13 protein-coding genes and 1 pseudogene are annotated in these 15,628 nt (G+C 63.8%); 9 read left to right on the forward strand and 5 right to left on the reverse strand.

Features of this window, described 5'->3' with window-relative positions; genetic code table 11:
* Positions 1-54 precede the first annotated feature (54 nt).
* The 3 genes and pseudogenes from serB to yczE all read left to right on the forward strand — a co-directional run.
* Positions 55-1,281 (forward strand): phosphoserine phosphatase SerB, encoded by a 1,227-nt coding sequence (serB, locus tag O1W68_RS10595; RefSeq protein WP_269303372.1) that lies wholly within the window; start codon positions 55-57, stop codon positions 1,279-1,281.
* On the forward strand, positions 1,278-2,042 hold the full coding sequence (locus O1W68_RS10600; protein ID WP_269303374.1) for an aminoacyl-tRNA hydrolase: 765 nt from the start codon (positions 1,278-1,280) through the stop codon (positions 2,040-2,042). Before serB ends, O1W68_RS10600 begins: the two co-directional genes overlap by 4 nt.
* 178 nt (positions 2,043-2,220) lie before the next feature.
* Positions 2,221-2,652, forward strand: a pseudogene (gene yczE, locus O1W68_RS10605) (membrane protein YczE); the annotation flags it as partial.
* 59 nt (positions 2,653-2,711) lie between these two features.
* On the opposite strand, the gene glgX reads toward yczE, so the two are convergent.
* Positions 2,712-4,850, reverse strand: a complete 2,139-nt coding sequence (gene glgX, locus O1W68_RS10610) for a glycogen debranching protein GlgX (protein ID WP_269303375.1) — start codon at positions 4,848-4,850, stop codon at positions 2,712-2,714.
* Positions 4,851-4,901: 51 nt separating this feature from the next.
* On the opposite strand from glgX, the gene O1W68_RS10615 reads away from it, so the two are divergent.
* From O1W68_RS10615 to O1W68_RS10635, 5 genes are read left to right on the forward strand one after another with little or no spacing between them, the layout of a single operon-like run.
* Positions 4,902-5,723 (forward strand): ABC transporter ATP-binding protein, encoded by an 822-nt coding sequence (locus O1W68_RS10615; RefSeq protein ID WP_269303377.1) that lies wholly within the window; start codon positions 4,902-4,904, stop codon positions 5,721-5,723.
* A 35-nt stretch (positions 5,724-5,758) separates the two neighbouring features.
* Positions 5,759-6,580 (forward strand): NUDIX hydrolase, encoded by an 822-nt coding sequence (locus O1W68_RS10620; protein ID WP_269303378.1) that lies wholly within the window; start codon positions 5,759-5,761, stop codon positions 6,578-6,580.
* A 60-nt stretch (positions 6,581-6,640) separates the two neighbouring features.
* Positions 6,641-7,420, forward strand: coding sequence for an enoyl-CoA hydratase/isomerase family protein (locus O1W68_RS10625; protein WP_088944471.1), 780 nt, complete (start codon positions 6,641-6,643; stop codon positions 7,418-7,420).
* Between the two features lie 55 nt (positions 7,421-7,475).
* Positions 7,476-8,522, forward strand: a complete 1,047-nt coding sequence (locus tag O1W68_RS10630) for a class I SAM-dependent methyltransferase (protein ID WP_269303381.1) — start codon at positions 7,476-7,478, stop codon at positions 8,520-8,522.
* 25 nt (positions 8,523-8,547) lie between these two features.
* Positions 8,548-9,735, forward strand: coding sequence for a THUMP-like domain-containing protein (locus O1W68_RS10635; protein ID WP_269303383.1), 1,188 nt, complete (start codon positions 8,548-8,550; stop codon positions 9,733-9,735).
* On the opposite strand, the gene O1W68_RS10640 is transcribed toward O1W68_RS10635, so the two are convergent.
* Positions 9,719-11,029: an outer membrane protein assembly factor BamB family protein gene (locus O1W68_RS10640; protein WP_269303385.1), complete on the reverse strand. Its 1,311-nt coding sequence runs from the start codon at positions 11,027-11,029 to the stop codon at positions 9,719-9,721. The genes O1W68_RS10635 and O1W68_RS10640 overlap by 17 nt on opposite strands.
* 217 nt (positions 11,030-11,246) lie before the next feature.
* On the opposite strand from O1W68_RS10640, the gene O1W68_RS10645 reads away from it, so the two are divergent.
* Positions 11,247-12,023, forward strand: a complete 777-nt coding sequence (locus O1W68_RS10645) for an acyltransferase (protein WP_269303386.1) — start codon at positions 11,247-11,249, stop codon at positions 12,021-12,023.
* On the opposite strand, the gene O1W68_RS10650 is transcribed toward O1W68_RS10645, so the two are convergent.
* From O1W68_RS10650 to O1W68_RS10660, 3 genes are read right to left on the reverse strand one after another with little or no spacing between them, the layout of a single operon-like run.
* Positions 12,006-13,253: a glycosyltransferase family 4 protein gene (locus O1W68_RS10650; protein ID WP_269303388.1), complete on the reverse strand. Its 1,248-nt coding sequence runs from the start codon at positions 13,251-13,253 to the stop codon at positions 12,006-12,008. The genes O1W68_RS10645 and O1W68_RS10650 overlap by 18 nt on opposite strands.
* 46 nt (positions 13,254-13,299) lie before the next feature.
* Positions 13,300-14,799, reverse strand: coding sequence for a glycoside hydrolase family 57 protein (locus tag O1W68_RS10655; protein ID WP_269303738.1), 1,500 nt, complete (start codon positions 14,797-14,799; stop codon positions 13,300-13,302).
* Positions 14,800-14,810: 11 nt separating this feature from the next.
* A complete protein-coding gene (locus tag O1W68_RS10660) occupies positions 14,811-15,626 on the reverse strand; it encodes a class I SAM-dependent methyltransferase (protein ID WP_269303739.1) in 816 nt (271 codons plus the stop codon).
* Positions 15,627-15,628: the final 2 nt, after the last annotated feature.

Here is a 15,628-nt window from a genome sequence, read left to right on the forward strand (position 1 = left end):
AGGCCAATCAACTTTCGACTCCTCTACAGAGCGGGTCGTGTGAAGGGAGAATCGGTGGCGTCATCGGACACCGCTGTACTCGTGACGGTGACGGGTCCGGACAAGCCGGGTGTCACCTCGGTTCTGTTCGCTGCACTCTCACGGCACGAGGTCAGCCTGCTCGACGTCGAGCAGGTAGTCATCCGTGGACGGCTCACGTTGGGCGTGTTGCTGACCTGCCCGAACGATCCCGAGGACCTGCAGGAAGAACTCGAAGAAGCCATGTCGACGGTGGGTGTGCACGTCGACGTCGAGATCGATGCGGACCCTGTCGGCAAGCGCTCATTGGCTACCCACGTGGTGGTCGTTCTGGGCCGCCCTGTCACAGCACGCGCATTCAGCACCATCTCGCGCGAACTGGCACGCCAGGGCGCCAACATCGACTCGATCCGTGGCATCGCCGACTACCCGGTCACGGGACTGGAACTTCAGGTGACGGCGACCGACACGACTCCCGACGCAGACCGCCGACTTCGGACCGGTCTGTCCGAGATCGCTGCCGGAGTCGGATGCGACGTCGCGGTGGAGCGCAGCGGGATTTCTCGGCGGTCCAAACGTCTCATCGTGTTCGACGTCGATTCCACCCTCGTGCAGGGTGAGGTCATCGAAATGCTGGCGGCGAAGGCCGGCCGTGAAGACGAGGTCCGCGCCGTCACCGAGGCAGCGATGCGTGGTGAGATCGACTTCGCGGAGTCCCTCACCCAGCGGGTGGAGGCCTTGGCAGGCCTGGATGCGTCGGTTATCGAGGAGGTAGGTGACGCGCTCGAGTTGACGCCGGGTGCTCGTACCACCATCCGCACCCTGCGCCGACTCGGATATCACTGTGGCGTCGTCTCCGGCGGATTCCGTCAGGTCATCGACGGTCTCGCACATGAACTCGAGCTCGATTTCGTCAAAGCCAACACACTCGAGATTATCGACGGCAAGTTGACCGGTCGGGTGGTCGGCGAGGTCATCGACCGGGCAGCCAAGGCGACAGCGTTGCGCGATTTTGCAGCGCAGTGCGGGGTTCCGATGGAGCAAACGGTTGCTGTCGGTGACGGTGCGAACGACATCGACATGCTCACAGCAGCTGGGTTGGGTGTGGCGTTCAATGCCAAGCCTGCGCTGCGCGAGATTGCCGACACCGCGATTTCGCATCCGTACCTCGATGCGGTGCTCTTCATGCTCGGTGTGACGCGTGGAGAAATCGAGGCTGCGGACGCCATCGACGGTGGCGTCCGACGCGTCCCGATCCCATGACCGAACCGGCGGACGAGACAGTCCCACCGCGGAGTACCTTCGCCGAGCGTCACGCTGTGCTGGCCCTCGGATACGGGGGCAGGGAAGACCCACCGGACCCGGCGGATGTTCTCGCGATGCCGATCGTGCTTCATATCTCCAAAGCGGATCCGCCGATGCGCAGCGATCTGTTGGCGGCGGCGGCGATCGCAACGGTGCGGATCTGCCTCGATGAACGCGCAGGCCCCGGCGGCGAGTGGGACGAGCAGTTTCGGGCGTGGACTTCGGCACGCATCCGAAAGGTGGCTCGCCGAGCCCGCGGCGCCCACTGGGAAGCGGCACTTGCCGTGGACGGTGTCACCGCCGAAGTCGGGTCAGCCCAGGCCCGCGCGTTGGTCCCCGGACGCGTCGGCGATCTCGACTCCCGAATCACGAAGTTGCAGATCGGCGGGACCGATCTCGAGCACGATGATCCTGGGCCACCTCGGGCCGCCGTGCCGGTGTTGTGGATCGACCGGTCGTTGGACATGACGGTGGGCAAGGCTGCTGCACAGGTAGCGCATGCGTCGATGCTGTTGGCGGCAGCGATGAGCGTCGAGCAAGCCCAGGCGTGGGCACGGCAGGGTTTCGAATGTTCGGTCCGCGACGCCGATCCAGCGCAGTGGGCGAAGGCTCGCGCGCTCGTCGATGAAGATGGCGCAGGCGCGGTCGCTGTGCGCGATGCCGGCTTCACCGAAGTGGCACCCGGGTCGATGACCGTCATCGCACTCGCATCACCCTGACATCGGTAGAGGGTCCACTGGCTCACGACTGGACGTTTGTGCCGTTACCAGTCTGGCGGACACTCGATGGATGTCCTGGATCGTCTCTGTGATCGCCCGTGCTCGCCTGATCCACCTCGGGCGAAGACTCGTAGCGCTCTACGTGGGTTTGTGTCTGTACGGATTCTCGATGGCGCTGATGATCACTGCGGGTCTCGGACTCGATCCGTGGGATGTACTGCATCAAGGCCTGAGCCTGCACGTGCCACTGAGTTTCGGAGCGATCACCGCAGCGACCGGAATTGCTGTGTTGCTCGCCTGGATTCCGTTGCGACAGAAGCCAGGACTGGGAACCATCAGCAATGTGGTGGTGATCGCGGTGGCAGTCGACCTGTCGATTCGATGGCTCCCGACTTTCGACGCGATCGCCGTGCGAGCGGCCATGATGGCGACCGGCATCGTTGTCAATGCGTTCGCGACGGCCCTGTACATCGGCGCGGGAATGGGACCCGGTCCACGGGACGGCCTGATGACCGGATTGGTCGCACGAACGGGGCTCTCGGTTCGCCTCGTCCGGACGTGTATCGAGCTGACCGTCGTCGCAACCGGCTGGATGCTCGGAGGAACCGTAGGTATCGGAACCGTGCTGTACGCCTTGGGGATCGGGCCACTCGTTCAACTGTTCATGCACTACCTGCCGTCGCTACGCAATACAAGGACTGTCGAACCGGTAAGGGAGATGGCCGATCCGGCGGGCAACGACGTCGTATCGGCGGGAACCCCGGTGGCGGTGGACGAGTCGAACACGGGAACGAATCTGCTTGCGGCCCAGGAAGGACAGGCCAGTTCGATGTCGGTCGGTCCACCCGAATGCACGATCAACAGCGAACTTGCATCACGGACGGGCTGCCCGTCGGGATCGTAGGACCGAACGTCTGCGCCGTCTACCCACGCTTGCAACGTGCGCACCGAGTCGTCGTTCCACGAGTGTGAGGTCAGCTCGGCGCCATCAGCACCGAACCAGACCAGATCCGGCCGGCCCGACGGAGTGTCACGGCCTGTGAAGAATTCCTGTTGACGCAGTGATGGAGCGCTGCGACGGATTCGGAGGAGTCTGGCGACGAAGGCGATCAGGTCGTCGTCGACGTGGGACCAGTCGAGCGCCCACGATTGGGCAGCGGGTGCATCGGTGGGAACGCAGTAGGCATTGTTGTTGCCGAACTGGGTGTGGCCGAGCTCGTCACCTGCGAGGAGCATCGGAGTGCCGGTCGAGAGCGTCAGCGTGGCAAGGAGTGCGCGGACATGACGGCCGCGTTCGGCCAGGATGGCGGGGTCGTCGGTTGGACCCTCCGTTCCGTGATCGACGGAGTAGTTGTTGTCGGTCCCGTCGCGATTGTCTTCACCGTTCGCCTCGTTGTGTTTGGTTGCGTAAGAGACGAGATCGGCGATGGTGAAGCCGTCGTGTGCCGTCACGAAGTTGATCGATGCCCAAGGCTTGCGTGAACCCCCGCCGTAAATGTCTTCCGAACCTGCCATGCGGGAGGCGAGTTCGCGAACACCAGTGTGTCCAGCCCAGAATCGGCGCACGGTGTCGCGGTATCGATCGTTCCATTCTGACCACAGACTTTCGAAACTGCCGACTTGGTACCCCGCGCCGGTCGCGTCCCATGGCTCGGCGATCAGCTTCGTCCGCGACAGAACCGGATCGGTCGTGATCGCAGTCAGCAGCGGAGCACGTGGATCGAATCGCCAGCCTCCTGGCCGGCCGAGGGTGCTGGCGAGGTCGAACCTGAATCCGTCGACACCCATCTCGGTGACCCAATATCGAAGGCTGTCGCACACCATCCGAACCACGGCAGGTGACGCCGCGTCGAGCGTGTTGCCGCACCCGGTGAGGTCGACGTCGTAGCCACGGCCGTCCAACAAGTAGTAGCCGGGGGCATCGAGCCCACGCCAGCTGATCGAGGGGCCGTCGACCCCGGATTCGCAGGTGTGGTTGTAGACGACGTCGAGGACGACCTCGATTCCGACAGAATGAAGTGCTCGCACCATTGCCCTGAACTCGTCGATCTCGGCTCCCGGTACCGCTGCGAAACGGGGGTCGGGTGCGAAGTAGGCGCCGGTCGAGTAGCCCCAATGATTGCGCTTGCCGCGGGCGCGCACACCTGGTTCGGTGAGCATCGCCTGGACCGGGAGCAATTCGATGGTGGTCACACCGAGGCGGGTCAGATGTTCGAGCACTGCGGGTGCGGTGAGTCCGAGATACGTCCCACGGTGTGCCGCGGGAACGGCCGGGTTTCTTGCTGTGTAGGAACCGACGTGCATCTCGTAGATCACGGTGCGATCCCAGGGGACGGCCGGAGCAGAACCTGTGTCGACAGCGGATCGCCCGGTGATGACGGAAAGTGGGATCGACCCCAGTGAATCGATGGTGCTGGGGTGTCCGAACGGATCCTCGTCGTAAGGCAGTAGGGCCTGAGCCGATCCAAGGCTTCCGGTGATCCGACGGGCGGCGGGATCGATCAGAATCTTGTGCGCATTGAAGCGGCGTCCGGTGGCGGGATCCCAGCGTCCGTGTACCCGGTACCCATACCTTTGTCCCGGTCCGACGTCCGGAACGATGCCATGCCAGATCCCGAAGGTGCGGCTGCGTAGTTCGACCCTTCGCTCGGCTCCATCCGGATCGATCAGACATACCTCGATGCCGTCCGAGTCGGGGGAGTGGACTGCAAATTGCGTACCACCCGCGTAGGCAGTTGCCCCGAGGGGTAGCGGCGATCCTGGCGGCGGGGTCTCTTCGCGCCAGGCGAGATGAAGGTTGGACGACACGCCTGCAGATCCTGCCGTGAAAGCCCGACGAATGTGGGACAAGATAGACACGTGTCTGAACCGGATCCCGATTTGCTCATCGATTTCAACAACGTTCTCATCAAGCGGGGCGGGGTAACGCTCGTCGGTCCCGTCACCTGGCAGGTAGAACTCGACGAACGATGGGTCGTACTCGGGCCCAACGGGGCCGGCAAGACCTCGCTCCTGCGCATTGCGGCCGCTGAGGTGCACCCGACCTCGGGATCGGCTCACGTTCTCGGTGAAGTGATGGGGAAGGTCGATGTCGCCGAACTGAAAACTCGAATCGGCCTTTCGTCGTCCGCGTTGGCACACCGGATTCCGGCAGACGAAACGGTGATCGACCTCGTGGTCTCGGCCGGGTACAGCGTGCTCGGCCGCTGGCGTGAGCGATACGACGAGATGGATACCGAGCGGGCAGTGGAAATGTTGGAAAGCCTCGGCGCCGAGCATCTGGCTGATCGCACCTACGGCACGCTGTCCGAGGGCGAACGCAAGCGGGTGCTCATCGCACGAGCACTGATGACCGATCCGGAGCTGCTGCTACTCGACGAGCCGGCGGCAGGGCTCGATCTGGGCGGCCGCGAGGAACTCGTCGCACGGTTGGCGGACCTGGCGGCAGATCCGGACGCGCCGGCAACCGTCCTCATCACCCACCACGTCGAGGAAATACCACCTGGCTTCAGTCACGCACTGCTGCTCAAAGAAGGTGGAGTCGTTGCTCAGGGGCTTCTCGAGGACGTCATCACCGCGGAGAATCTGACCGAGGCGTTCAGCCAGTCGATTGCGCTCGATCGAGTCGACGGTCGATTCTTCGCCCGTCGAGCCCGCACGCCCGGCCAGCATCGCCGCTGAAGGCGGCAGGTTCGGTGCCGGGTAGGTTCTCGAACATGACATCAACTGGTGTGTCGGTGCCCGAGCAAGTCCCCGTCCGCGACGCGTCGACCGTCATCTTGGTTCGAGATGGTGCCCTCGGTATCGAGGTGTTTCTGCTCGAACGCGTCGGTGGAATGGCCTTCGCCGGCGGCATGACCGTCTTTCCGGGTGGTGGCGTCGACTTGTCCGACGCGGACGCCGACGTGGCGTGGTCCGGCCCCGGGCCGGCATGGTGGGGGGAAAAGTTCGGTGTCGACGAGCGCAAAGCGACAGCGCTCGTGTGCGCTGCAGCGCGCGAAACTTTCGAGGAATGCGGAGTTCTTCTCGCAGGCCCTACGCCGGACTCGACCGTTGCCGATACCAGTTGTTTCGCAGAAGATCGTGGCAAGTTGGAGCGGCGGGAGCAGACGTTCGGCCAGTTTCTCACACGCAACGGGCTCGTTCTGCGAGCCGATCTGCTGCGGCCGTGGTCGAATTGGATCACTCCGATCGGAGAGAAGCGTCGCTACGACACGAGATTCTTCGTGGCAGTGCTTCCGGATGGCCAGGAGGCAGACGGAGCGACCAGTGAAGCGGCATCGGTTGGATGGCGTTCGTCGACGGCGGCGTTGGCGGACTGGCGTCGCGGAGAGACGATCTTGTTGCCCCCGACGTGGAGCCAGCTGTCAGGACTCGAAGGCTTCGATTCGATCGCCGATATTCTCGACGCGTCGCCCGATATTGCGCCGATCCAACCCGATTTGCATCGTGTCGACGGAAAGATTCGGGTGGATTTCCCAGGCCAGGACGGGTACTACGCGGACAGCGCGCATCCATGGTCGGGTAGAAAACCCTAGGTCGGTCGCGTCGCCTACCCCTGAGTTCGCAGACCGATCGCACAGGTAGCGTGTGTTCCCATGGCTGAGTTCGTAACTTTAGAGGTCGAAGACGGTATCGGAACCATTCGGTTGGCTCGTCCACCCATGAATGCGTTGAATCGGCAGGTCCAGGAGGAACTGCGGGCAGCGGCCCGTGCGGCGACCGTCGATTCTTCGGTCAAGGCGGTAATTGTGTACGGCGGCGAGAAGGTCTTCGCGGCCGGTGCGGACATCAAAGAGATGGCAACGCTCACCTTCGGTCAGATGAGCGACATCGCCGGTGATCTGCAGTCGGCAATCGGGTCCTTGGCCGACATTCCCAAACCGGTCGTCGCCGCGGTCACCGGATACGCACTCGGTGGGGGACTCGAGGTAGCGCTGAGCGCGGACCGCCGAGTAATCGGAGACAACGTCAAACTGGGTGTGCCGGAAGTGCTTCTCGGCGTCATCCCCGGCGGCGGTGGCACACAGCGTCTCGCCCGCCTGATCGGGCCGAGCAAGGCCAAGGACCTCGTGTTCACGGGCCGTTTCGTCGGTGCGGAGGAAGCGCTGCGGATCGGTCTCGTCGACGAGGTCGTGGCCCCGGACGAGGTGTACAACGCGGCGCGAAAGTGGGCTTCCCAATTCGTCGGAGGCGCGTCCAGGGCGTTGGCAGCTGCCAAAGCGTCGATCGACCAGGGGCTCGACGCGGACTTGAACACTGGCTTGAAGATCGAGGCCGGCCAGTTCGCATCCCTCTTCGCCACGGCCGATCGCACGATCGGGATGGAATCTTTCATCGCGAACGGACCTGGCAAAGCCGAGTTCACCGGCGAGTGAAAAGATACAAGAAACTAGAACTTGTTCATTTCCTACCGGATAGTAGGCTGCCCTCATGACTGCAAGCCCCCACGACGGCAAAGATTCGTCGACCGGCAGCGCTGACACCAGCCTGCGAGCCGTCCCCGACGCTTCGAGCGACCCGACGCCCAACCCACATGCCACCGCCGAGCAGGTGGAGGCGGCACGGTCCGATACCAAGCTCGCCCAGGTGCTCTACCACGACTGGGAAGCCGAAACGTACGACGACAAATGGTCGATCTCGTACGACGAGCGTTGCATCGACTACGCGCGCGGCCGATTCGATCAGGCTGTCAGTGGGCAAGCCGGCGCGCAGGAGGCACTGCCGTACGGACGAGCACTCGAACTCGGCTGTGGCACCGGCTTCTTCCTGCTCAACCTGATGCAGGCCGGTGTTGCCGAGAAGGGCTCGGTGACGGACCTGTCTCCCGGGATGGTCAAGGTTGCGTTGCGCAACGCAGGCCATCTGAATCTAGACGTCGATGGTCGGGTCGCCGATGCCGAGACGATTCCGTACGAAGACAACACGTTCGATCTGGTCGTCGGCCACGCAGTTCTGCACCACATCCCCGACGTCGAACAGTCGCTTCGTGAGGTATTGCGAGTGCTCAAGCCGGGTGGACGTTTCGTGTTCGCCGGTGAACCCACAACCGTCGGCAACTTCTACGCCCGCTGGCTCGGCCGGCTGACGTGGGAGGCGACCACTCGCACAACCAAGCTGCCGTTCCTGAGCAGTTGGCGCAAGCCGCAGGAGGAGCTCGACGAGTCGTCCCGCGCGGCGGCGCTCGAGGCAATTGTCGATCTGCATACATTCGATCCCACGGATCTCGAGAACGTTGCGGTGTCGGCAGGCGCCGTCGAGGTCCAGGCTCGGACCGAAGAATTTGCAGCTGCTCTGCTCGGCTGGCCGGTCCGCACTTTCGAGGCCGCCGTGCCTGCAGACAAGCTCGGCTGGAATTGGGCCAAGTTCGCGTTCGGTAGCTGGAAGACACTGAGCTGGCTCGATGAGAAGGTTCTCACGCACGTCGTCCCGCGTGGATACTTCTACAACGTGATGATTACCGGAGTGAAGTCGGACTGATCCAGCGTTCACCCCGGTACTGCACATGGCTTATCTTTTCGGCAACGCCGACATCGACTATCTCCTCAGCGATGTCGGCGTCGCTGCGCTGGCGGATGTCGACCGTTATGCGTTGACATCCGCGTCGATGTTGGCCGACATCGGGGCGATCAGGTCGGCGCACGCCGATCATGTCGCAGCTCTCGTGGAAACGGTCACGCTTCGTCGTCGTGCTCGCGTGAAGTTGACCGATGCCGACCGGTGGTTGTTGACCGACGATGCCGTTCAACAGGCGACACCGTCACTTGTCGCCGATCGTAGGGCCGGCCGGTTGGCAGGTCGAGCAGTGCACGATGTGACGTGTTCCATCGGCACCGAATTGGCCTCCTTGACCGGTGCCGGCAACGACACGGTGATCGGCAGCGATCTGGATCCGACGCGGCTGCGGATGGCCGCGCACAACGTGCCTGGCGCGGCTCTGCTGCGCGCGAACGCCTTGACCCCGACCACGAGGGGGACGGTGATCCTTGCCGATCCAGGACGCCGCAGCGGTGGGAGACGAACACTCGATCCCGCGGCACTCGAACCTCCGCTCCCGGCGCTTCTCGACGCGTATGCCGGGCGCGATCTGGTCGTCAAATGTGCACCCGGTTTGGATTTCGACCGACTGGACTTCGCCGGCGAGATCGAGGTGACATCACTGGATTCCGGGGTCCGAGAGGCATGTCTGTGGTCGCCCGGTCTCACGCGGCCCGACGTACGTAGACGCGCGTCGGTTCTCTCCTCGACTGGATCGTCTTACGAGATCACCGACGCAGAGCCCGATGACATCGAGGTCAAAGCTCCTGGGGCGTGGATCGTCGACCCCGACGGCGCGGTCGTCCGCGCCGGTTTGGTTCGGAATTACGCGGCCAGACACGGACTGTGGCAACTCGATCCCCGAATTGCGTACCTCACCGGAGATTCGGTGCCGGACGGTGTCAACGGATTTCGAATTCTCGAGCGAATCAAGTACTCGGAGAAGACGTTGCGCCAAGCTCTGACTGCTCACGATTGTGGAGCTGTCGAGATTCTCGTGCGCGGCGTGGACGTCGACCCGGCCCTATTGCGACCCAAACTCAAGCTGCGAGGGGAGACCGCCTTGTCGGTGATCATCACCCGAGTCGAGCGTGCGGGGGTCGCGTTCATCTGCGAGGCACGCAGACCGGGCGCGACGGTCAGGACGCGTAGGTGAAAATTTCGCCTAGGTAGGTCGAGGTGACGACCTGACCGTCCGGTCCGATGGAGGTGCCTACGGTGAAACCCGTTGCGTCCGGGATTATCTGCTCGGAATTGGTAGTCCCGGATTGGGCATCGATGCTGGTGAGTGCCAATTCTTCACCGCGGCGGACCACCGTCTGCACGGTACCGTCCGCGCTCTGAACTGGAACCCCGGCTTGCTGCAGATCATTTCGCGACCACACGAGCGTGGCGTGATCTCCTTCGTCCTGTAAGGCTTGCATGCCGCGGTCTCCGCCCGTCGGAACAATCAAGCCGGTGGAGGAGACCGACGGCGATCCCGAAGCACCGAAGGCTGCGCCCTGCGTCCACTTCACGGTGCCGTCCGAGGCGTTGTAGGCGCCGACTCGGCCGTCGACGTCGGCGATGTACACGGTAGAGCCGTCCTGTGACAGGACCGGGCTCGAGGTCACCCCTGCCGGGAGTAACTCCGAAGACCACCGCTCGGTCAGAGCCGGGGTGGCACCGGCGTCGTAATGGAGTGAGACCAGCTGTGGCGCAATCGCACCGGGCCGCCACAGGACGAGATAGATCGAGGACGATTCGAGGTCTACCGCAGGGGCGGCACCGACGGGACATGACGCCGATCCGGTTGCGCAGTCGGCAAGTCCGGAGTCGGGTGCGAGGAAGTTCGTGTCGGGGGATGCGAGGAAGTCGGGGGTATCGATCAAGTCGTGGATAGGGACGGTCAACTGTCCCGTCTGCGTGTTCAGAACGTTGACCTGACCCAGTTGCGTCACCGCGAGCACGCTTCCGTCACCGAGGAATTGGGCGGTGCGCGGCACGCCGTAGACCGGTGTGCGCCAGCGCAACTGACCGTGATCGTTGAAGGAGGAAAACGCACCGTCCTCGCCGACGTACACGTTCGCTACCGAGTCCACGAGCGGGGTGGACACGGCGACGGATGGCGCGAGTCGGTTGCACCAGCGTTTGCGACCGGAATCGATATCGAACGAGAAGAGGTTGCACCCGGCGTCGGTGTAGGTCGAGACGAACATCTGTCCGCTCGCGGCAATGGATACCGGCGACACCACGGCGCCACCGAGCGGACGCGACCACGCGAACGAGACCGCGGACAAGTCGGTGTGGTCGGTGGTGTTGCTGTTTCGTGCGTCGCCGTGTGCGACGGGCCAACCCCCTGGCGCGAACGCGTCGATGGTCCCGGCACCGCTCGAGCAAGCACCGACGGTCAAGATGCCGACAATCGCAAGGGTCGCAATCGACACGCGGTCCGCTCTGCCGCCAAGCACCTTGTGATCTCCTTCGTGTCCGGTCTCTGCTCATGATCTTCGCGGGAGGGGCCGGGGAGGCGCCGCACTCGTCGGGACAGAGACTATCGCGGCCGAGGTGTCGATCTCGCGTCGCGGCCTCTCTGGCGATCCCGTGGTGTGCCACGTATCAACGGCCGTCGGAAGGCTCGGGCGGCCAAGTTGGATTGCGAGAGCACCGAAACTAGGGTGAGGCGTTATGACGAGCATGTGGAACGCGCCGCTGCGTACGCGGTGGCGTGGTTCGAGACGACGCGACCCCGACCAGGCACAGTTCCTCACGCTCGACTCACTGCGATGGATACGCCGAAACAAGGCGTACACGCCGTGGTACCTCGTCCGGTATTACCGTCTGGCCCGGTTCAAGATGGCGAACCCGCACGTGATCCTGCGCGGCATGGTTTTCCTCGGCAAGAACGTGGAAATCCACTCGACTCCAGAGTTGTCGCGGCTCGAGATCGGTCGCTGGGTTCACATCGGCGACGGCAACGCCATTAGGAGCCACGAGGGATCGCTGCGGATCGGTGACAAAGTCGTCTTCGGCAAGGACAACGTCGTCAACGCCTATCTCGACATCGAGATCGGTGCGTCGACACTGGTCGCGGACTGGTGCTACATCTGCGACTTCGACCATCGGATGGACGACGTCACGATGCCCATCAAGGATCAGGGAATCGTCAAGGGGCCGGTGCGGATCGGACCGGACACCTGGATCGCGGCCAAGGTGACAGTGCTGCGGGAGACGCGCGTCGGTCGAGGGTGCGTCCTCGGTGCACACGCCGTCGTCAAGGGCGATATTCCCGACTACAGCATTGCTGTGGGTGCGCCCGTCAAGGTCGTGCGCAATCGGAAAGTGGACTGGGAAGCGGGCGCGTCCAAGCGCGCCGAGTACATCGCCGCTCTCGAGGACATCGCCCGCAAGAAGGCTCTCACTGCGGCCGAGGCGGCTCGGGACGACTCAACCACGTTCGGGTAGCGCACGCTCGACGATGTTCGGCCGCGCAAGCGGGAACCGAACCTTGCGCTTTGCCGAGAGATAGACCTGCGCTGTCGATTCGGCTACATGTTTCCAGTCGAAATCGACGGTGAGGCGTTCTCGCGCCGCCGAAGCACGCGCCTGGGCCGCATCGACGTTGTCGAGCACGTTCCGGACGGCGGCCGTGAGCCCGGCGACGTCGGCCGGTTCGAACGACAACCCGGTCTGCCCGTCCACGATCGCCTCGCCCAGCCCACCCGCGGTCGATGCAACCAGCGGCGTGCCTGCTGCCGCAGCCTCTAGCGCGATTATCCCGAAAGGTTCGTATCGGCTCGGGAGCACGATGGCGTCGGCACTGTGGAGGGCGCCGAGTAGATCTGCGTGACCGAGGGTGCCGAGGAAAGAGACCGCACGGGCGACGCGGTGGGTCCTTGCCAGCTGCGCGAGCCAAGTGAATTGTGTTCCCTCCCCGGCAATGTGCAACGTGGTACCAGGGTGAGAGCGTCGGATGCGGGGGAGTGCGGCGATGGCATCCTGAATGCCCTTCTCGTACTCGAGTCGCCCGACGTAGAGCAACGTCGCAGGCGTCGACCGCGGCTCCCGTAGCCGAAAGTTCCACGCACGAATGTCGATCCCATTCCTGATGACGGTGACCGCGGCGTCTGGAATGTCGAAAAGTCGGGTCACCTCGTCCTTCATGGACGCAGAGCACGCGATGACGGCGTCGGAGTCGTTGGCGAGCCACCATTCGATCGAGTGCACCTGCCGATTGACCTGACCCGAGATCCAACCGCTGTGCCGTCCCGCCTCGGTGGCGTGGATGGTGGACACCAGCGGGACGTCGTAGTGCTCGGCGAGGGTGATGGAGGGGTGAGCGACGAGCCAGTCGTGTGCGTGGACGACGTCGGGTTGCCAGCCTTCACCGAGCCCTGGTTTACCCAACGCGATTCCTGCCCGAACCATGGCGTGACCCATCGCCAGCGTCCATGCCAGCATGTCTTCACCGAAGACGAAGTGGGCAGGATCCTCGGCCACCGCGACCACGAGAACACCGTCCTCGATGTGGTGCGAGGTCGGATGTGTGGATGCATCGGTACCGGTGGGACGGCGTGAGAGAACGACGACCTCGTGACCGGCGCGTACGAGTTCGGTCGCGAGATGGTGGACATGTCGACCGAGCCCGCCGACGACGACCGGTGGGTACTCCCACGACACCATCAATATCTTCACTTCGACGTTCCCCTCCGTACAGCCCCGTGTCCAGTGTGTATGTGGCCTACCGACGACCACTCGGTAGGCGCCGGGCATCGAGCGCAGGAAACAGTCCGTCTGCTCGATTCCACTGCGCCGCCAGCCGCGTCGCTGCCGCGTCGTGCCCCTGGTTCACTGCGTCGGCGATCTCCCGGAGAGCGTGCGCGTGGACGTGCGCTCGTTCGCGGGCATAGCCGGCGGCAGTGTCCTTGCTGACCATGAAGGCCCAGTCGCTGGCTACCGCCATGAGTGTCTCACGCAGCATCTGGTCGTTGATCCGGTTACGCAATTCGGGCTGTCCTGGAATCGACGCGTTGTCGCGAGACTTGTCGACGGTATCGAGCGCGGCCGCCACGACCTCGGCGTTGAGTGCAACCAAGTCTTCGACGGCATCTCCCGCCCAGACCCGCCAGTCCTTGCCCGAGCCCCACGACGAGTCCTCCAGTTCGACCGGGGACCCGACGTAACCCCTCGATCGCGCATCGTCGAGGGTGCCGACGTCGATTCCGGCTTCGGGTAGTGCTCGCAGGACCCGTTCGAGCCAGACCGGGCCCTCGAACCACCAATGGCCGAACAGTTCGGTGTCGAACGCGGCCACCACGAGGGCCGGTCTTCCGGCACGGGCGGATTCGGCGCGTAGGCGCTTTCGTATCGCGTCGACGAAATCCACCACGTGGCGATCGATGGCCGCAGATGCGAGCTCCGGGTCGTACGGCGCCTTGTCCGCCGAGTCCACGTTTCGACCCGTCACCCGTGAAGATTTGAGTCCGGTCGCGTGGTCGTAGGTATGGAAATCGCGGTATGCGCTGTGCCCCGGGTATCCGGATTTGGGCGACCACACCCGATAGCTCACCTGAAGATCCCGCCCGAACGCGACGACATCGGAGTCTCGGACGGGCCGGCCCACGGTCGTGTCGCCGCGCAACGCCGGCCCGTCGACCATGAAGTGGGTGACCCCTGCAGCGTCGTATTCGACCTCCATGCCCGGTGTGTATGCGCACTCCGGTGCCCAGAGGCCGTTCGGCCTCGTGCCCCAGCGTGTCTGCGCATCCGAGAGCCCCTCCGCCAGTGAGAACTGGCGCAGTCGTGGATCCAGCAGCGGAGTGAAGGGATGGGCGAGTGGGCCACCGAGAAGTTCGATGGTGCCCGCATCGACAAGTCGACGAACGACTGCGGAACCGCCGTGACGCCACTGTGTCTCGAAAGTGTCCAACGCCGACGCGGCAGCTCGATGCACGCGGATTGCAAGCGCCCGATCTGTCGACTCGTGGGCGCGCAGTTGCCAATTGCCGAGCCAGTGGTGCATGCCGGCGAGGCTGTGCGGGTCGTCGAGTTGCGCTCCGAGCACCGGTGTGATGCCCAGTGACAACAGGTTGTGACGTCCCTCACTTGCCAGTCGCGTCAGCATCTCGGTCAACGGTAGATACGACGCAGCCCATGATTGATACAGCCATTCCTCGCCGACGGGCCACCGGCCGTGGTTGGCGAGCCAAGGGAGATGGGAATGGAGTACCAGAGAGAACATCCCGGGTTCTTTCACCCGCTTACCGAACTCACGTGTGTCGAGTCGGGTTTCACCGCAATCGCAACGAGGTCGAGGCTGGCGTCGATGTTTTCCGGAGTGAGATCGAAATCAGCGGTCGTCACGGCAGCGACGTCCGCAGTCAGTTCCGCAGGCCAAGGCTGGCCTGCTAGAGCGCGTTCGATCTGCGCATCGATGAACGAACCGCCGTGTTTTGCGTCCAGCGCGCGCAGGGCGCCGCCATGGTGGACCCCGGTCATCACCTCGACGCTGAAACGAGCATCTTCGAGGAGTTCGGTGAGTTCGGTCGCGTTCAGTTCGCGGGTATGAAACGGATTGAGTGGGGTGTCGCGGCCGGGGGAGAACGTGATGCGGTTGGGCGTGGAGATCAGCAGCAGACCGCCGGGAGTCAGCACGCGAAAGCACTCGTCGAGAAACTGCGCTTGGTCCCAAAGATGTTCGATGACCTGAAAGTTGACGACGACATCGACGGAGGAATCCTCGATGGGCAACTGTGCGAGGTTGCCGCGCAGCATCGCGATTCGGGGATATCGAGCAGCCACGTGCGCTGCAGCGGACGCGTCGTAGTCGAGCCCGATGACGGTCTTCGCGAGCGCGGCAATCATGTTGGCGCCGTAGCCTTCTCCTGATCCAGCTTCCAGGACCGTGCGGTCGGCGCAGTGGCTCGCCAGGCGCTCGTACACGATTTCGTGTCTACGGAACCAGTAGTTCTCCTCTGCTATGCCGGGGACCGTCCGTTCCCCGGTGAGAGGCAGCGGCTGAGCCGCATCTGTTGGCAGCGGCCGAGCCGCATCTGGGACAGGGTTCATCA

This window comes from Rhodococcus sp. H36-A4, assembly GCF_027158005.1.
Classification (GTDB): domain Bacteria; phylum Actinomycetota; class Actinomycetes; order Mycobacteriales; family Mycobacteriaceae; genus Rhodococcoides.

Excerpts from the sequence above, each read along its gene's own strand:
- O1W68_RS10600 (WP_269303374.1), top strand. The coding sequence starts at position 1,278 with ATGACCGAACCGGCGGACGAGACAGTCCCACCGCGGAGTACCTTCGCC.
- O1W68_RS10620 (WP_269303378.1), top strand. The coding sequence starts at position 5,759 with ATGACATCAACTGGTGTGTCGGTGCCCGAGCAAGTCCCCGTCCGCGAC.
- O1W68_RS10625 (WP_088944471.1), top strand. The coding sequence starts at position 6,641 with ATGGCTGAGTTCGTAACTTTAGAGGTCGAAGACGGTATCGGAACCATT.
- O1W68_RS10630 (WP_269303381.1), top strand. The coding sequence starts at position 7,476 with ATGACTGCAAGCCCCCACGACGGCAAAGATTCGTCGACCGGCAGCGCT.
- O1W68_RS10635 (WP_269303383.1), top strand. The coding sequence starts at position 8,548 with ATGGCTTATCTTTTCGGCAACGCCGACATCGACTATCTCCTCAGCGAT.
- O1W68_RS10645 (WP_269303386.1), top strand. The coding sequence starts at position 11,247 with ATGACGAGCATGTGGAACGCGCCGCTGCGTACGCGGTGGCGTGGTTCG.
- O1W68_RS10655 (WP_269303738.1), bottom strand. The coding sequence starts at position 14,799 with ATGTTCTCTCTGGTACTCCATTCCCATCTCCCTTGGCTCGCCAACCAC.
- O1W68_RS10660 (WP_269303739.1), bottom strand. The coding sequence starts at position 15,626 with ATGAACCCTGTCCCAGATGCGGCTCGGCCGCTGCCAACAGATGCGGCT.